The 17,526-nt window shown below is 59.8% G+C and carries 14 protein-coding genes; 11 read left to right on the top strand and 3 right to left on the bottom strand.

The genetic code is table 11. The annotated features are described in order from the left end of the window. Nucleotides 1–3: 3 nt before the first annotated feature. The 5 genes from PSEBG33_RS16825 to PSEBG33_RS16845 all read left to right on the top strand — a co-directional run bounded on the left by PSEBG33_RS16825 (nucleotide 4) and on the right by PSEBG33_RS16845 (nucleotide 5,975). Entirely contained in the window at nucleotides 4–1,626 is a 1,623-nt protein-coding gene (locus PSEBG33_RS16825) for an MFS transporter (protein ID WP_005786943.1), read from the top strand. Nucleotides 1,627–1,792: 166 nt separating this feature from the next. Next, on the top strand, nucleotides 1,793–3,742 hold the full coding sequence (locus PSEBG33_RS16830; RefSeq protein ID WP_005786941.1) for a DNA topoisomerase III: 1,950 nt from the start codon (nucleotides 1,793–1,795) through the stop codon (nucleotides 3,740–3,742). Nucleotides 3,743–3,872: 130 nt separating this feature from the next. Continuing rightward, nucleotides 3,873–4,313: a CBS domain-containing protein gene (locus PSEBG33_RS16835; RefSeq protein WP_005786938.1), complete on the top strand. Its 441-nt coding sequence runs from the start codon at nucleotides 3,873–3,875 to the stop codon at nucleotides 4,311–4,313. Between the two features lie 8 nt (nucleotides 4,314–4,321). Next, nucleotides 4,322–5,176: an NAD-dependent protein deacetylase gene (locus PSEBG33_RS16840; RefSeq protein ID WP_005786935.1), complete on the top strand. Its 855-nt coding sequence runs from the start codon at nucleotides 4,322–4,324 to the stop codon at nucleotides 5,174–5,176. A gap of 469 nt (nucleotides 5,177–5,645) precedes the next feature. Next, nucleotides 5,646–5,975 carry a hypothetical protein gene (locus PSEBG33_RS16845; RefSeq protein ID WP_003190335.1) on the top strand — a complete coding sequence of 110 codons (330 nt, stop codon included), beginning with the start codon at nucleotides 5,646–5,648 and terminating at the stop codon, nucleotides 5,973–5,975. Between the two features lie 55 nt (nucleotides 5,976–6,030). Here the strand turns inward: PSEBG33_RS16845 and PSEBG33_RS16850 are convergent, their stop codons facing one another. Continuing rightward, nucleotides 6,031–6,933: a LysR family transcriptional regulator gene (locus tag PSEBG33_RS16850; protein WP_005786932.1), complete on the bottom strand. Its 903-nt coding sequence runs from the start codon at nucleotides 6,931–6,933 to the stop codon at nucleotides 6,031–6,033. A gap of 133 nt (nucleotides 6,934–7,066) precedes the next feature. Here PSEBG33_RS16850 and PSEBG33_RS16855 point away from each other — a divergent pair, with 133 nt between their 5' ends. Genes PSEBG33_RS16855 through PSEBG33_RS16865 form a run of 3 tightly spaced genes read left to right on the top strand, consistent with a single transcriptional unit; the run spans nucleotide 7,067 to nucleotide 9,649 of the window. Next, nucleotides 7,067–7,765, top strand: coding sequence for a CoA transferase subunit A (locus tag PSEBG33_RS16855; protein ID WP_005786930.1), 699 nt, complete (start codon nucleotides 7,067–7,069; stop codon nucleotides 7,763–7,765). A gap of 31 nt (nucleotides 7,766–7,796) precedes the next feature. Beyond that, nucleotides 7,797–8,456, top strand: coding sequence for a CoA transferase subunit B (locus PSEBG33_RS16860; RefSeq protein WP_005786928.1), 660 nt, complete (start codon nucleotides 7,797–7,799; stop codon nucleotides 8,454–8,456). A gap of 11 nt (nucleotides 8,457–8,467) precedes the next feature. Then, nucleotides 8,468–9,649 carry an acetyl-CoA C-acetyltransferase gene (locus PSEBG33_RS16865; protein ID WP_005786925.1) on the top strand — a complete coding sequence of 394 codons (1,182 nt, stop codon included), beginning with the start codon at nucleotides 8,468–8,470 and terminating at the stop codon, nucleotides 9,647–9,649. Between the two features lie 166 nt (nucleotides 9,650–9,815). On the opposite strand, the gene PSEBG33_RS16870 is transcribed toward PSEBG33_RS16865, so the two are convergent. Continuing rightward, on the bottom strand, nucleotides 9,816–10,235 hold the full coding sequence (locus PSEBG33_RS16870; protein ID WP_005786923.1) for a PaaI family thioesterase: 420 nt from the start codon (nucleotides 10,233–10,235) through the stop codon (nucleotides 9,816–9,818). A 157-nt stretch (nucleotides 10,236–10,392) separates the two neighbouring features. Here PSEBG33_RS16870 and PSEBG33_RS16875 point away from each other — a divergent pair, with 157 nt between their 5' ends. Continuing rightward, the gene (locus PSEBG33_RS16875; RefSeq protein ID WP_005786921.1) at nucleotides 10,393–11,187 is read left to right on the top strand and encodes a DUF4349 domain-containing protein; all 795 of its coding nucleotides are present in this window, start codon (nucleotides 10,393–10,395) and stop codon (nucleotides 11,185–11,187) included. On the opposite strand, the gene PSEBG33_RS16880 is transcribed toward PSEBG33_RS16875, so the two are convergent. Beyond that, the gene (locus PSEBG33_RS16880) at nucleotides 11,188–12,273 is read right to left on the bottom strand and encodes a DUF1615 domain-containing protein (protein WP_005786919.1); all 1,086 of its coding nucleotides are present in this window, start codon (nucleotides 12,271–12,273) and stop codon (nucleotides 11,188–11,190) included. Between the two features lie 273 nt (nucleotides 12,274–12,546). Between PSEBG33_RS16880 and PSEBG33_RS16885 the strand changes: the two genes are divergently transcribed. Then, on the top strand, nucleotides 12,547–17,199 hold the full coding sequence (locus PSEBG33_RS16885; protein WP_232289414.1) for an RHS repeat-associated core domain-containing protein: 4,653 nt from the start codon (nucleotides 12,547–12,549) through the stop codon (nucleotides 17,197–17,199). Continuing rightward, on the top strand, nucleotides 17,196–17,525 hold the full coding sequence (locus PSEBG33_RS27160) for a hypothetical protein (RefSeq protein WP_032803409.1): 330 nt from the start codon (nucleotides 17,196–17,198) through the stop codon (nucleotides 17,523–17,525). The genes PSEBG33_RS16885 and PSEBG33_RS27160 overlap by 4 nt, the downstream gene beginning before the upstream one ends. Nucleotide 17,526: the final 1 nt, after the last annotated feature.

The following is a 17,526-nucleotide window of genomic DNA, read 5'->3' as shown; positions in this document are numbered from 1 at the left end:
CCAATGTCAGAACATGCTCAACCCCTGGGCTCGGCGGCCAGTGCAAGCACTGCCAACGAATCAAGAAAAGTCATCTTCGCCTCGTCCCTGGGGACGGTGTTCGAGTGGTATGACTTTTTCCTCTACGGCGCCCTGGCGGCGGTGATCAGCAAGCAGTTCTTTGCCGGGGTCAACGACACCACTGCGTTTATCTTTGCCTTGATGGCCTTCGCCGCAGGCTTCGTGGTGCGCCCGTTCGGAGCATTGGTGTTCGGCCGCCTGGGCGACATGATCGGGCGCAAGTACACCTTCCTGGTCACCATCATTTTGATGGGCGTGGCAACCTTCTGCGTCGGGCTGCTGCCGACCTACGCCAGCATCGGCATTGCCGCACCGATCATCCTGATCGTACTGCGTATGTTGCAGGGCCTGGCGCTGGGCGGCGAGTACGGCGGCGCCGCCACCTATGTGGCCGAACATGCGCCACCCGGCAAGCGCGGCCTGCATACCAGCTGGATTCAATCCACCGCCACCCTCGGCCTGCTGCTGTCGTTGCTGGTGGTGCTGGCCTGCCGTTACTTCACAGGCGATCAGTTCGAAGTGTGGGGCTGGCGCATCCCGTTCCTGTTTTCCATCGTGCTGCTGGGCATCTCGACCTGGATCCGCATGAGTCTGCACGAGTCGCCGGCCTTCCTGAAAATGAAAGAGGAAGGCAAGGCCAGCAAGGCGCCGATCCGCGAATCGTTCGGTAAATGGGAAAACCTCAAGGTCGTATTGATCGCGCTGTTCAGTATCAACGGCGGGCAGGCCGTGACCTTTTACGCGGCGCAGTTCTATGTGCTGTTCTTCCTGACCCAGTTCCTGCGCATGGACCCGGCCCTGGCCAATATGTTGCTGATCATCAGCGTGGTGATTGGCGCGCCGTTCTTTATCCTGTTTGGCTGGCTGTCGGACAAGGTCGGGCGCAAGCCGGTGCTGATGCTCGGCCTGCTGCTGGCGACCGCGCTGTACTTCCCGATCTTCAAGGGCCTGGCGCACTACACCAACCCAGCGATGGACCAGGCCAGCCGACAGGCGCCGATTACCGTGCTGGCCGACCCGGCCACCTGTACTTTCCAGTTCGACCCGGTGGGCAAGGCGCGTTTTGACAGCCCATGCGACAAGGTCAAGACCTTCCTGGTCAAGCAGGGCCTGCCCTACAGTAGCGCCGCCGCTCCGGCAGGCAGCCCGGTGCAGGTGAGCGTGGGCGATGTGCGCATCGACGGCTTTGACGAGGCGGCACTGCGTGGTGCCGTGACCCTGGCCGGCTACCCGTCTTCGGCGGACGTGGCCCAGGTCAACAAGGTGATGGTGGTGGTGCTGATCGTCGTGCTGATCCTGATCGCGGCCATGTGCTACGGGCCATTGGCGGCGCTGATGGTGGAGCTGTTTCCGACGCGTATCCGCTACACCTCGATGTCCCTGCCCTACCATATCGGCAACGGCTGGTTTGGCGGGTTCCTGCCGACCGTATCCTTTGCCCTGGTGGTGTACACCGGCGATATCTTCTATGGCCTGTGGTATCCGGTGGTGGTGACTGGGGTGAGCTTGATCGTCGGGTTGTTCTGCCTCAAAGAAACCCGGCATGTGGATATCGATAACAACTGAGTTCGTTTGAACACCGAAGATCCCTTGTGGGAGGGAGCAAGCCCCCCTCCCACATTTTGGTTGTTGTTGCTCACACATATTGCTGTACATCCATACAGATAATGGTTGCTCAAATCCTTCTGACTAAGCATCCTGCAAGGCATCAACCCGATCTGATGTGATGACCATGCGGCTGTACCTCTGTGAAAAACCCTCCCAGGCCAAGGATATCGCGGCCGTGCTCGGCGCCACGCGCCGCGGCGACGGCTGCTGGCTGGGCAACGGGGTTACTGTCACCTGGTGCATCGGGCACCTGTTGGAAACCGCCCCGCCCGACGCCTACGACGCCAAATACAAACGCTGGGTGCTGGCCGACCTGCCGATCGTGCCGGACAAATGGAAGATGCTGGTCAAGCCCAAGACCGCCAGCCAGTACAAGGCGGTCAAGCGCTTGCTGGGGGAAGCCCAGGAGCTGGTGATCGCCACCGATGCTGACCGTGAGGGCGAGATGATTGCCCGTGAACTGGTGGAGCATTGCCGCTACCGTGGGCCGATCCAGCGGCTGTGGCTGTCGGCACTGGACGAGGCCTCCATTCGCAAGGCCCTGGCGGCGCTCAAGCCGGGTGCCGAAACCTTCAGCCTGTATCACTCGGCCCTGGGCCGCTCCCGCGCCGACTGGCTGATCGGCATGAACATGAGCCGCCTGTTTACCCTACTGGGGCGCCAATCCGGTTATCAGGGCGTATTGCCGGTAGGCCGGGTGCAAACCCCGACCCTGCGCCTGGTGGTGGACCGTGATCGCAGCATCGCCGATTTCGTACCGGTGGCGTATTGGGCCATTGATGTCGACCTGCGCCACGAGCGCATGACCTTTACCGCCCAGTGGCGCGCCCATGAAGATGCCTGCGACGACCAGGGCCGCTGCCTCAACCCGCAACTGGCGCGGGACGCGGCCGACGCCATGGGCAACGCGAACGCGGCGCGGCTGGTAAAGCTGCGCACCGAACGCATGCGCGAAGTCGCCCCCCTGCCCTTCGACCTTGGCACACTGCAGGAAATCTGTTCCAAGAAGCTCGGCCTGGGCGCCCAGGAAACCCTGGATATCGCCCAATCCCTTTACGAAACCCATAAGGTCATCACCTACCCGCGCAGCGATTGCGGCTACCTACCGCTGAGCCAGCACAGTGAGGCGCCGAAGATTCTCGCGGCCCTAGGCCGTGCGGATGCGGCGGTCAACGAATTGATGCCGCACATCGACCCGCAACGCCGCTCGCGGGTCTGGAATGACGCCAAGGTCAGCGCCCACCACGGCATCATCCCAACTGGGGCGGGCAAGGATTTAAGCCAACTGACCGGTAAGCACCGTGCGGTCTACACCTTGATACGCGCGCGTTACCTGGCGCAGTTCCTGCCCAACCATGAATACGACCGCACCCAGGCAGATTTCGACTGTGCCGGCCAGGCGTTGCGTGCGGTGGGCAAGGTCATCATCGAAGCGGGCTGGAAACGCGCCTTGCCCGAGGCACTGGCGCCCGCCAAAGGCCGTGAAGCACCCGCCCCCCAGGCCTTGCCGACGCTGGTACAGGGCCAGGACTACGCCGTGGCCAAGGTCAACCTCAAGGACCTGTGGACCCAACCGCCCAAGCCCTTTACCGAAGGCGACCTGATCAAGGCGATGAAAAACGTCGCCAAACTGGTGCAAGACCCGCTGCTCAAGCAAAAGCTCAAGGACACCACTGGCATCGGCACCGAAGCCACTCGCGCCGGGATCATTCAGGGCTTGCTGGACCGCGGTTACCTGGTGAAAAACGGCAAAGCCCTGTCGGCAACTCCAGCCGCGTTCAGCCTGATTGACGCGGTGCCCCGCGCCATTGCCGACCCAGGCACCACCGCCATCTGGGAACAAGCGCTGGACATGGTGCAAAGCGGCGAAATGAGCCTGGAAGAATTCGTTGCCAAGCAGGCGGCGTGGATGAGCAAGCAGGTGGCGCGCTGTAACGGTATGCGCATGACCATCACCGGCCCCGCCAGCCCGGCAGGTCGAGGTGCCACGCCCTGGAAGAAGAAACGCAAGAGCGCTCCACGCAAGGCTGCGGCCAGTCCAAAGCGCACAAAGAAACCGACAACTGTGGGCTAGAACACGTAAAAATCCGGCAAATGACGTTTTTCGACAGGTTTAACGCCGCTTTGGGTCTTGCCCTGCCGCAGGCCGTCTAGGATTCTTTAGGGGACCCTGACTACCTAAAAACAACACCGGAGTGGCCGCCATGAAAACCGTCGCACAATTGCTCAAAGCCAAGGATCAGAAAAACCAGGACGTCCACACCATTCAATGGGACCACACGGTGTTCGAAGCTCTGGTGCGGATGTCTGAGAAAAACGTCGGTGCCTTGCCAGTCGTCAAGGAAGGTGTGGTCGTAGGGATCATCAGCGAGCGTGATTACGCACGTAAACTCATTCTCAAAGGCCTGTCGTCGGTGACCACTCGGGTCGACGATGTTATGAGCTCTCCCGTCATCACCGTCGACACCCATAAAAGTGTCGAGGAATGCATGAACATCATGACGGACAGTCACCTGCGCCACCTACCGGTGGTCGAAGACGGCGAACTGTTGGGCCTGCTGTCCATCGGTGACTTGGTGAAGGAAGCCATCGCCGAACAGGCTGATCTGATCAAACAGCTGGAGCAATACATCCGCGGCGAATAGGAGACACCATGCTCGACACGCTGGAACATCAGGCAGACCACCTCGAAATCCTGCACCGGGCTATGGCTGAACGACGCTTTTTAGCCTTGACCGGCGCAGGCATCAGCACCTCGTCGGGCATCCCGGATTACCGCGACAGTGAAGGTGTACGCCGGGGCAAAGCACCGATGATGTACCAGGAATTTCTTGCCACCCCAGAGGCGCGGCGTCGTTATTGGGCGCGGGCGATGCTGGGCTGGCCAAGGGTACGCATTGCGCAGCCGAACAAGGCTCACCTGGCACTGGCGACACTGCAACACCGTGGCTATATCAGCGGGCTGATCACACAAAACGTCGACACCCTGCATGACCAGGCCGGCAGCCACGACGTGATCGAACTGCATGGCAGCTTGCATCGGGTGCTGTGCCTGGATTGCCAACTGCGCAGCGCACGCGATGTGATCCAGCGGCAGATGGAAGTCGATAACCCGCATATGGCGCAAGTCCACGCCGTGCAAGCGCCGGATGGCGACACCTTGCTCGATCCGGCGTTTGAACAACACTTCCAGGTGCCCCACTGCCCCCATTGCAACGGCGAGCGGCTCAAACCTGACGTGGTGTTTTTTGGCGAGAATGTCGCACCGGCGACGGCGCTAAAGGCGATGGCGGCGGTAGAACACGCTGAGGGCCTGCTGGTGGTGGGGTCGTCACTGATGGCCTATTCGGCGTTCCGATTGTGCAAGGCCATGGTCGAGCGGGGTAAGCCGGTGATTGCGATCAATCTGGGCAAAACACGCGGGGATAAGCTGCTGCAGGTTAAAATCCAGGCCTCCTGCGAGCAGCTACTGCCGTTGCTCGTCGACCGGCTCCTACAGGAGGGTTGAAACGCCCGACCTGCACCTCCAAAAAATGACGCCCAAGTCACGTTTTCCCGCATTCCCCAGCCCCCACAACAAATTATGTAGTGATAAAAAATAATCACTACATAATCGTTGACGTAACCTTTTTGTCCTTGCATGATCTAGACGTCTCCCGGATCGGGAGCGTTGGTAACAAGCGTTTTGAACAGGCTCGTCTGACCGCCGAGCTGTTTTTCCGGATGTGCACTGCCCACAAGGCAGATTGATGAAGCTGACCAGGCCCGAAAGGGTCCGGTACAAGGAGCTAAAACGCTGCTTGTCTTCGTTATGAAAGCGTTGCGTAGCAGTTCATCAGCAAGACTACATGCATCAGGTTCAAGACCCTGCCCGTATTCGGCAGACCGTCACTGACGCCCGGTTTTCGGAACCGGAGACAACTACGCAGTTTTAACGAATCAATTGATAGATCGCCAACTGGTCAAGGGGCTTACACATGAATCTGAACAACCAACCAACTATCGATGAATTGGCTGAGATGTTCGCAGCGCAGAAAGACACACTCGACGACCATATCCTGTGGATTGGCAAATCGGGCGAAGTGCAAATTGACTGCCTGGCGCCCCATACCGAAGAAGCCGAGTTCGACCGCAATAACCGCGAACTGGCGGCGCGCCTGAAGATGTACCGCCGTGGCCAGGGCTATGTCGGAAAGAAGGCTGCGGCTGATCGCAACTTTATCGAGCAGGTGTTCGATACACTCAACAATGCCTGGGCATCTTTCAAAGACAGCTCGCAAGTTAAAGTGATCGACCGCTACTACTAAGTATTACTCAATCAATGCGGGAGCTGGCTTGCCAGCTCCCGCATTTTTTATAACGTTAGAAAGTTGGAAACCTGCCCTTCCCCGCCTCATCCCGAAAAATATCGAACAACACTTGCGCCGCCGCCGACAACTCATGGCCCGGTTTGGTCAACACGCCAATTGGCCGCTCGATCACCGGGCCGGTCAAGGTAATGCAATGAGCACCCGCCTCCTCCATCTGCCGGGCACATAACGCTGGCACGGCGCTGACGCCCAGCCCGCTGGCGACCATCTTCCCCACGGTCGCCAGTTGATGGCTTTCCAACGCTACGGGCAATTTCATCTGCAAGGCGCCAAGGTGTTCTTCCAACATCACACGTACCGTGGAGGGGCGTTGCAACGTGATAAACGGCTGCTCCAGCAAGGTTTTCCAATCGATCTCGGCACGCTGAGCCAACGGCGAATCCACTGGCACCACGGCGATAAAGCGATCCAGATATAACGGCGTAAATGCCAACGATGACCCTTCGGACGGCTCGAATGCCACGCCCAACTCCACCTGACGGTCGCGCACCATCTCCAGCACTTGCTCGTTGATCAGGTCATGCACCGTCACGTTCACCTGAGGGTAACGTGCGCGGAAGATCTTCAGGATCGGCGGCAACAGGTTACCGGCAAACGACGGCATGGCCGCCACCGTCACGCGCCCGCGTTGCAGGGTAAAACGCTGGCGCAGTTCGTCCTCGGCGTTATCCCAATCTGCAATCAACCGGCGCGCCAGGGGCAACAGCGATTCGCCCTCGGGGGTCAGCGCGACGTTACGGGTATTGCGGCTGAACAGGCGCCCGCCCAACCCTTCTTCCAACCCCTTGATGGTCAAGCTCAGTGCCGACTGAGAAAGGTGCAGGCGCTCGCAGGCAGCAGCGAAACTCAGACTCTGAGCAACGGCGAGAAAGGCACGCATCTGTTTGACGGTCATGAGGCAGCTCCAGACAGCAGTTGGACTATGCTGTTTTCTAAATCAATCAACCTTAAAAAACAACTTAACAAATCAATCCACTGGCGCAACACTCAACGCACTGGCTGGACCACAAACAATAAAAGAGGTGCATATGGCAGGTTTCGATAAACGCGTGGCGTCCTATGAAGAAGCACTGGCAGGCCTGGAAGACGGCATGACCGTGCTCTCCGGCGGTTTTGGCCTGTGTGGCATTCCGGAAAACCTCATTGCCGAGATCAAGCGCAAAAGCACCCGCGACCTGACGGTGGTTTCCAACAACTGCGGCGTCGATGGCTTCGGCCTGGGCGTGCTGCTCGAAGAAAAACAGATCAGCAAGGTGATCGCCTCTTATGTGGGTGAAAACGCCTTGTTCGAGAAGCAACTGCTCAGCGGCGAAATCGAAGTAGTCCTCACCCCTCAGGGCACCCTCGCGGAAAAAATGCGCGCAGGCGGAGCCGGCATCCCGGCCTTCTTCACCGCAACCGGCGTCGGCACCCCAGTTGCCGAAGGCAAGGAGACCCGCGAATTCAACGGCCGCCCGTATTTGATGGAAGAATCGATCACCGGCGATTTCGCTATCGTCAAAGGCTGGAAAGCCGACCACTTCGGCAACGTCATCTACCGCCATACCGCCCAGAACTTCAACCCGCTGGCGGCCACCGCGGGCAAGATCACCGTGGTCGAAGTCGAGGAAATCGTCGAACCGGGCGAGCTGGACCCGGCGCAGATCCACACCCCTGGTATCTACGTCGACCGGATCATCTGCGGCACCTTCGAGAAGCGCATCGAACAGCGCACCGTCCGCAAATAATCCACGTCCAGAACAATAAGAGGAAACAACCATGGCTCTTACCCGCGAACAAATGGCTCAACGCGTCGCCCGCGAAATGCAGGACGGTTACTACGTGAACCTGGGCATCGGCATTCCGACCCTGGTGGCCAACTACATCCCCGACGGCATGGAAGTGATGCTGCAATCGGAAAACGGCCTGCTCGGCATGGGACCGTTTCCTACCGAAGAAACCATCGATGCCGACATGATCAACGCCGGCAAGCAAACCGTCACCGCGCGTATCGGTGCCTCGATCTTTTCTTCCGCCGAGTCGTTCGCGATGATCCGCGGCGGCCACGTCGACCTCACGGTACTCGGCGCGTTTGAAGTGGACGTACAAGGCAACATTGCCTCGTGGATGATCCCCGGCAAGCTGGTCAAGGGCATGGGCGGTGCGATGGACCTGGTGGCCGGTGCGGAAAATATCATCGTGATCATGACCCACGCATCCAAGGACGGTGAGTCCAAACTGCTCAGCCAATGCAGCCTGCCGCTGACCGGCGCCAACTGCATCAAGCGCGTGCTCACGGACCTGGCGTACCTGGAAATCGAAAATGGCGCTTTTGTCCTCAAGGAACGCGCACCTGGCGTCAGTGTTGAAGAGATTGTGAGCAAGACCGCCGGTAAACTGATCGTCCCGGACCACGTTCCAGAAATGCACTTCCAGTGAGGACAGATTCCATGCAAGACGTCGTGATTGTTGCTGCCACCCGCACCGCCGTGGGCAGCTTCCAAGGTTCGCTGGCGAACATCCCGGCCCCGGAACTGGGTGCCGCCGTGATCCGTCGCCTGCTGGAGCAGACTGGCCTGGACCCGGCCCAAGTCGATGAAGTGATCCTCGGCCAGGTGCTCACTGCAGGCAGCGGCCAGAACCCGGCGCGCCAGGCTTCGATTCTCGCCGGCCTGCCCCACGCCGTGCCGAGCCTGACCCTGAACAAGGTTTGCGGCTCGGGCCTCAAGGCCCTGCACTTGGGCGCACAGGCCATTCGTTGCGGCGACGCCGAGGTGATCATTGCCGGCGGCATGGAAAACATGAGCCTGGCACCCTACGTACTACCCGCCGCGCGCACCGGTTTGCGCATGGGCCACGCGAAGATGATCGACAGCATGATCACCGACGGCCTGTGGGACGCATTCAACGACTACCACATGGGCATCACCGCCGAGAACCTGGTAGACAAATACGGCATCAGCCGTGAAGCCCAGGATGCGTTCGCCGCCGCCTCCCAGCAAAAAGCCGCCGCTGCCATTGAGGCCGGACGTTTTGCCGACGAGATCACCCCGATCCTGATTCCCCAGCGCAAAGGCGACCCGGTGGCTTTCGCGGTGGACGAACAGCCCCGCGCCGGTACCACGGCCGAGTCCCTGGCCAAGCTCAAGCCGGCGTTCAAGAAAGACGGCAGCGTCACCGCCGGCAACGCCTCCAGCCTCAACGACGGCGCCGCCGCCGTGCTGCTGATGAGCGCCGACAAGGCCCGCGCCCTCGGCTTGCCAGTACTGGCGCGTATCGCCAGCTACGCCAATGCGGGCGTGGACCCAGCCATCATGGGCATCGGTCCGGTATCGGCTACTCGCCGCTGCCTGGACAAGGCCGGCTGGCAGTTGGCAGACCTGGACCTGATCGAAGCCAACGAAGCCTTCGCTGCGCAATCTTTGGCAGTGGGCAAAGAGCTGGAATGGGACGCCGATAAAGTCAACGTCAACGGCGGCGCGATCGCCATCGGCCACCCGATTGGCGCCTCAGGCTGCCGCGTGCTGGTGACCCTGCTGCATGAAATGATCAAGCGCGACGCCAAAAAAGGTTTGGCGACGCTGTGCATCGGCGGCGGCCAAGGCGTGGCCCTGGCGCTCGAGCGCAGCTGAATCGGATCGCTATTGTGGCGAGGGAGCTTGCTCCCGTTGGGCTGCGTAGTTGCCCCATGCCAATAAGAGCAACACAGAAAAGGCCCGGTTCCACGAAAAGCCAGGCCTTTTCTTTTATCGATTCCCTACCTGTAAGCACTCGGTCAGCCAGCTCCCACATTTGATCTCACTGCCTGTCAGCTTGCGGCACCGCGAACACCGCGCTCGCCCGTAGTACCACCCGCTCCTCCACTTGCAAACTCAGCGTCGCAAACGCCATCTGCCGCCCGCGCTTGTGGCTTTCCAAACGCACCACCATCCACTCCCCCACCTGCACGGCGCCCAGGTAGTCCACGGTCATGCTGGCAGTAATCAACGGCAGCGGTGGCTCACTGGAAAACGCCATGGCGTATCCCATACCAATATCGGCCAGCGTCGCCAGCACCCCGCCATGCACCGTACCGCGCCCATTGGCGTGACGATGATCGGCGCGCAGGCCGACTTCCAATTGCAAGCCTTCACCGCGGCAATACGCCGGGCCGAGCAATTCCAGCAAGGGGCTGCTGCGCGGCAATGGGACAAAACCCTGGGGTACGTGAGCGGTCATGGCGGAGGCTTCCCTGGTGTGAGGCTTGAGGTGTACGCCAGGCCCGCCCCGGCAGCCACCACCATCAGCCAGGCAAATCCCGGGCAATGCTTTGCGTTAATGGACCAGACCGGCTTTAATCGCGATCAATTTCTCCTGCACATTTCAAGGAAACGCAATGCGCCACCTGGACGGCAATTCCCACCCGCTTCGCGCGCTGCTGTTGATTTTGCTCGCTGGCCTGGCCTTGGCCGGTTGCTCACCCAAGGACCACTCTCGCGCCACGGTCATCAATGGCGAACAGGGCAAGGCCGGGGCGCAACTGGCCTATGAGCATGACTTGACCCTGGCCCTGCCCGGCGCTCTGCTCGCGCCGCGTATGCAGGCCACTCGTGAGGCGTGTGAAACGGCGCGCTTTGGTGCCTGCAATATCCTTGGCATTACCGAAGATGGCCAGGGTGGCCAGGTCATCCTGCGGATCGCACCCACGGGTGTGGAACCGATGGTCGCCCTCGCGGCTGAAGGCGGCAAACTCGGCCAGCGCATCACTACCGCCGAAGACCTGGCCGATGCGGTCGACGATGTGCGCCGCCGCCAGCAGCGCCTGCAAGCCCAGCAGCAACGCCTCGACGAACTGGCCAAGCGCAAGGACATCAACGTCAGTGACTTGATCGTTCTGAGTAAGGAGCAAGCAAGTATTGAAAATGAGTTGCAGGCATTGGCCCAGGTTGCCGCCGGCCAGCAACGCCGCCTCGATACCAATCGCGTGACCCTGAATTTCCGCTCTTCTGACGGTGCGAACCAAGCGTCACGTTTCAGCCGGATGTTCAGCCACCTGGGAGACAACCTGGTGAACGGCACGGCCGACGCCCTGGAGCGTGCCAGCTATGTGCTGCCATTTGTGATCCTGGCGTTCCCGGTGGTGTGGCTGTGGGTTGGGTTGTGGCGCCGCTTCGTCAAGCGCCGCAGCTGATCAGCGCTTGATACAGCGCTGATAGCGCTCATCCACACGCTTGGCAAACCAGGCCGTGGTCAGGTTGCGGGTGATCTTCGGGCTCTTGAGCACAATGCCCGGCAGGATCGCCCGTGGCAGCGGTTTGCCGGCCGCCTGGTCGGCCAGGCTGAAGACGCGCTTGTATAACGTAGTGTCCTCGAAATCCAACTGGTCGCCCTGCTCCAACTGGCTGCGGATGCTCGGGTTGCGCATGTCCAGCTTCGCCCCCAGTGAGCGCACTGCCAGTTCGGTGGTGCCGGGCAGCAGGGAGCCATAGCGGATCAAGTCCCCATCCAGCGCCAACTCTTTACCCGTCACGCGGCTGACCGCGGCCTGGAACGCAGCATTGCGGCTGGCGTACCAACCGGCATTGAAATCGGCAAAGCGGTACAACGGCTGGTCGTAGCTCACCGGGTAGCCGAGCAAATGGGCGATGCCGAAGTACATACCGCCGCGACGGGTGAACACTTCACGGCGAATCGTACCGTCCACCGTGTAGGGATAACCCCGCGCCTGTTTTTGTGCAAAGTCGATACTGACCTGCATCGGGCCTGCGGTGTGCACCGGGTTGAAGCCGCCAAACAAGGTATTACCCAGGGGCACCATGCTGATGAAGTCATCGAAGATCGCGCTCAAGTCCTTCTCCGTGCGTGCGGCATTCAAGCGGTCGGCGTAGGTTTTGCCGGTGGGCGAACGCAATTGCAGGGCGCTGCGTACCACGAACGCGGGCACATGCACCTTGCCGGCGCGACGCAGGATTTCATCCTGGGCGATCTTGCCCATGCCCGGCACAGGCGGGTCGACCTGATAGGTAGACTCCTGCTCGGTCACCGCCAGCACGGCGCAGATGTTTTCGGTGCTGGGGTAGATTTTCTGGGTGTCGAAGGCGGTGTAGATGTCCTGGGCCCAACCGTTGCGGTCCGACACCTTGGCCGGCAGCAGGCGCACGATCTGCGCCTTCACCTCGGCCTCACTGCGCTCGGGTTGCTGCGGGCCACGGGAGGTGGAACAACCGGCCAGCACCAGTAAAGGCATAAGGCAAAAGAGCAGACGACTTGTATACATGAGGCTTCCTTGGTTAACGACAGGCCGGGCAGTGCAGATATCGACAGGTAAGTCTAACCGGGGTTCGTCGGTGAGCCGAAGCGGATGCCTGGTCTTAGCTGAAACATCCCACATAACTGCCGGATAAGCGCTACTCCCCTGCCCTGTGAACCGCTGCAAAGTCCCTCGCCTGATCAAACAGTGCGAGGGATTGCAGATGGTTGTTTTCGTTACGCCCCCGATTCATGGGGTTGGCGCTTGAACCCGGTCATTGGCAGGCTGGCCCTAACCCCAATGAACGTGAAAACGGTCGACGTTGAAAGCGTCTTCCGTGACTTTCGCGATTGCCTGAACACCTTTGACGATTGGGCCGATAGCTTCTGGAGCTTCTCGGCGCTGGAGCTTGAGCAGGTGTTCAAGGTCGGCGATGAGGTAACGCTCGTTGCCCCGATCAATCGCTCCCTGTTTCCCAGCAGCACCGTCGCCACCTGCCAGGCCAACGGTACGTTGACCCTGGTGCATATGTTTCAGAGCACGCGGTTCGTGCCGATCGGCGACACGGCGGTGATGCTGCAACGCGTTGATCCAAACGGCGGCCCGTTGGGCGAGCCCATCCACAAGACCATCGGCCCGAGCGGCATCCTTGAGATCACCGAGTGTGATCGCAACCAGCAATATCGGGTGAGCTTTTACCCCAACGTTTCCCAGGATCACCTCAAGGCGCTGTATGCCTCCTACCAGTCGGTGATCGCAGCGCTGGAAGCCCGGCTGCGCAAAGAGTGGACCGACACTTTCCAAGCCCAGTGGAAAAGTTACGCAGACGCTCGCCCGCTTGAGCGGCGCCGCCTGCTGGAGGCGGCCTTTGCCAGCGGCATGGTCAAGGCGCTTTACAGCCTGTGGGACAACATTGGCGAGCTGTCGGCGCTGCTGGCGGACCTCAAGCCCAACAGCGAAAAACTGCTGCAATACCTTTCTCAAACTGAGCTCGATGAACTGCTGACACTGAGCAGTGACGCGATCGCCCAGGGCTTGCTGGTGCTCAGTGATGAACCGCTGTTGTTTATCTATCTATCGGCGCTGGTCAGCTGGATGCGCATGCTCCCGCCGCCGGAGATGGCTGAACTGTGGGGCGAAATTACCGGTGAGGTCCTGATCAATCTGCTGCTGATTCGCGTCTTGGGTGCGATGGGCGTAGTGGTGCGATTGGGGGCTGGTGTGCTCAGTCACGTCAAATCCGGGCGCGCACGAGCGTTGTTGGAATTGCTGGCCAAGCAAGTAGTGGGGCCAGGGTTGGGGCCGCATGTCGAGGTCGCCAAGCCGGTGTTACTGAGCAGTGCCGCGACACCGGTCAAGGCAGTGCCGGCGGTGCCGTTGAAGGCAGGCGACACGCTGGTTTCGAACCCGGTGTCGATGGTGCGCAGCAAGACCCAACGCACCACGTTGGTCCGCCAGGAATCGGTGGATGATGCGCCTGCCGTGGCGTCGAATCCGAAGGGAGATGCGGCGGCTACAGCAGATAAGACGGTCACTCATGGTTGCCCGGTGTCGATGTTCACCGGCGAGGAATTGCTGACCCTTACCGATGGCGCGCTGGACGGGATTTTGCCGTTTGATTGGACGCGGCTGTATCGCACCAGTGCGGTGGAACTGGATTGCGGGTTGGGGTTTGGCTGGAGTCATGCGCTGGCGCACAGGCTTTGTGTGTCGGGCGATTCGGTGGTGTGGACCGATCATGAGAACCGCTCGACTACCCTGCCCTTGCCGACTTCTGCTCGGCCTGCGATTACCAACAGCCTGGCGGAAGCGGCGATCTACTTGGACTCGGCTCCTGATGAGTTAGTGCTGGCCCAGGCGTCGCGGTTCTATCACTTTCGCGACGGTGTACTGACTGCGATCAGCGATGCGTATGACAACCGCCTGCGCATTTGCCGTGATCCTTCCGGGCGGATCGAGCGGCTGGATAACGGTGCTGGTCGCTCGCTGCTGCTGCGTTATGAGCTGGATCGAATCGTGGCGGTGGACTACCAGGTGCATCGCGCCAAAGGGCGTGAGCCCTACGTCTGGGAAACCGAGCAGAACGTTGTTTCCTACGCCTATGACGAAGACGGACGACTGGTTTGCGCGACCAATGCCGTCGGTGAAAGCGAGCGTTATCGGTACGACGATCAGCACGTCATTCTTGAGCGGCAGCTGGCCGGTGGGGCGAGTTTCTTCTGGGAGTGGGAAGGCTCCGGCAAGGCGGCGCGTTGCGTCCGGCACTGGGCGAGCTTTTCGCAGATGGACACGCGCTATGCCTGGGGGGATGACGGCCGTGTCACCGTGCATAACGTCGATGGTAGTCAGGAGGTGTATGTCCACGACGACCGGGCGCGGTTGGTGCAGCGCATCGATCCGGACGGCGCGCAGCATTTCAAATCCTACGATAAAAAGGGCCGGCTGACCGTCGAGCAAGACCCGCTGGGCGCGGTGACGGCGTATCAGTACGACGAAGCCGGACGCTTGGTGGCGTTGTTTCCGGGAGATGACGAGCCGACGTCCTACGAGCATGACAACGGTTTTGTTCGGGTTGTGAGGCGTGGGGAGGCAGTCTGGAAATACGAGCGTAATGAGCAAGGCGATGTTACGCGTAGGACCGATCCTGACGGCGAGGTTACCGATTACAGCTACAACAAACACGGGCAACTGACCGGGGTTTGGTACCCGGATCACAGCTGCCATCGGCTGGTGTGGAATGAGCGTGGGCAGTTGCTGGAAGAGCAATTGCCCAATGGCGGGATCAAGCGTTATCGCTATGACGATCTAGGGCGGCAGGTTGCACGTGAGGATGAGCATGGCGCGCGGACTCTTTATGAATGGGACGCCGTAGGACGTCTGCTGAAACTGACCCAGCCCGGCGGCGCTTGCCGGGAATTCAGCTACAACCCCTACGGCAAAATCATCGCTGAACGCGATGAACTCGGTCACGTCACCCGCTACGAATACGCCGATGGCCTGCACCTGATCAGCCGCCGCATCAACGCCGACGGCACCCAGGTCAAGTATCGCTACGACAATGTTCGGTTACTGCTGACCGAAATTGAAAACGAAGTCGGCGAAACCTACCAGCTCGCCTACCACCCCAATGGCCTGATCAAACAGGAAACCGGCTTCGACGGCCAACGCACCGCCTACGTCTACGACCTCAACGGCAACCTGCTGGAAAAGACCGAACACGGCGACGACGGCAGTCAGCTCATCACCCGCTACGAGCGCGACCACGCCGGTCGCCTCGTACGAAAAACCCTGCCCGATGCCAGCGTTGTCGACTATGGCTACGACCGTCAAGGCAATCTCCTCAGCGTCGAAGACGGCCACTGGGCGTTGGCCTACGAATACGACCGCCAAAACCGCCTCACTGCCGAGCACCAAGGCTGGGGCACCCTGCGCTATGGCTACGACGCCTGCGGCCAGCTGAAAAACCTGCGCCTGCCGGACAACAACCGTCTCGTCTTCAACCACGACAAAGGCGGCCACCTCGCCACCGTCGAACTCAATGGTGAAGTGCTCACCTCGCATCTCTTCAAGAGCGGCCGCGAACACCAACGCCAACAAGGTCAACTGCTCAGCCACTATCACTACGACGAGCAAAACCGCCTACACGCCCACGCCGTTACGCAGCAGCAAAACTACCTCTACCAACGCCAATACGACTACGACAAAAGCGGCACCCTCACCCGCCTGCTCGACACCCGCAAAGGCGAACACCTTTACCGCTACGACCCACTGAATCGTCTGACCCGCGCCGATCATTCCCAAGACGTCCAGGAGCGCTTTGCCCACGACCCAGCGGGCAACCTGCTGATGCAAGACCGCCCCGGCCCGGACATCGTTGCCGGCAACCGCCTGATGATCCAGGGCGACCGCCATTACGACTACGACGCCTTCGGCAACCTGATCCGCGAACGGCGCGGCAAAGGCCAGCAACTCGTTACTGAGTACCGCTACGACTGCCAGCATCGGTTAATCAGCATCACAAAACCGAACGGCGAAACCGCTAGTTATCGCTATGACCCGTTTGGGCGACGTGTCAGCAAAATCGTCGATGGCAAGACCACGGAATTTTTCTGGCAAGGCGACAAGCTGATTGCCGAGCACCATGCGGAACGCCATCGCAGTTACCTCTACGAGCCCAACAGCTTCCGCCCGCTGGCGCTGCTGGAAGGCTATGGACCACAAGCCACAACGCCCTACCACTACCAACTCGACCACCTCGGCACACCGCAGGAACTGACCAGCCCCGAGGGCGAAATCGTCTGGTCCGCCCACTACCGCGCCTACGGCCAGATTGCGCGGCTCGACGTAGGCAAAATCGACAACCCGCTGCGCTTCCAAGGTCAGTATTTCGACCGGGAAAGCGGCCTGCACTACAACCGCCATCGCTACTACAATCCGGATATCGGTCGTTACCTGACGCCGGACCCGGTGAAGTTGGCGGGTGGGGTCAATGGGTACCAGTACGTGCCCAGCCCTACTGGCTGGATTGATCCACTTGGCCTGAGTAGATGCCCTGGTGAATGCGGTCCCGCTGAAGGCGTCGAAGATCCTGCAACCAGTGCAAAAACCAAAGACAGCCAGCCGACGCTGCCTGCTCCTGAAGAAATTCAGTGGACCGCTCATGGTTATAAGCACAGCCCGTCTAAGAAAATGCCTTGGAAAGATATTTTGGCAACAACAAAGTCCGGCCCGGCAAAGTACAAACCGGGTATAAATATTGAAAATCTGGAAAGAGAAGCCTATAAAAATGGCAGAGCGACTACTAATGGAAAACCTTGGAAAGTGATGGAGTACTCTGAGAGCATTGGGGCCAGCGAAGGAGCATCCAGCCGCTGGATACGCATAGAGTTGAGTGCAAAAACCATTCACGGCCACCCTATTTCAGAAAGAGAATTTCGGAGGTTAACTAAATGATCTCGTTAGATTTCCTGAAAGGCAAAATCACTTACGATGAGCTATCAATACTGCAGAATTCCGGGATTGAGCACCAAGCCCATAACCTAAAGGAGGACATGCTTCAGGTTGAATATCCAGACGGCTTTCTTATTGATGTAGGTTGGTATCCTTCATTCGATGCAAAAGGGCATTTTCAAATAAAGGTGATTAAAGACTACGAATGGGACTCTCCCACTTTAAAACTTACCGCACAATCAATTAGCACACTAAGCGAGCTGCTGCTGCTCGCTCAAGACTCGATTAATACAAAACTTCAAAAAACCACCACTTCGTTGATCGCTTGAT

It is taken from the genome of Pseudomonas synxantha BG33R, assembly GCF_000263715.2.
GTDB classification, from domain to species: Bacteria; Pseudomonadota; Gammaproteobacteria; order Pseudomonadales; family Pseudomonadaceae; genus Aquipseudomonas; species Aquipseudomonas synxantha_A.
The sequence above is the reverse complement of the archived record's forward strand: the minus strand, read 5'-3'. Positions and strand labels throughout refer to the sequence as shown.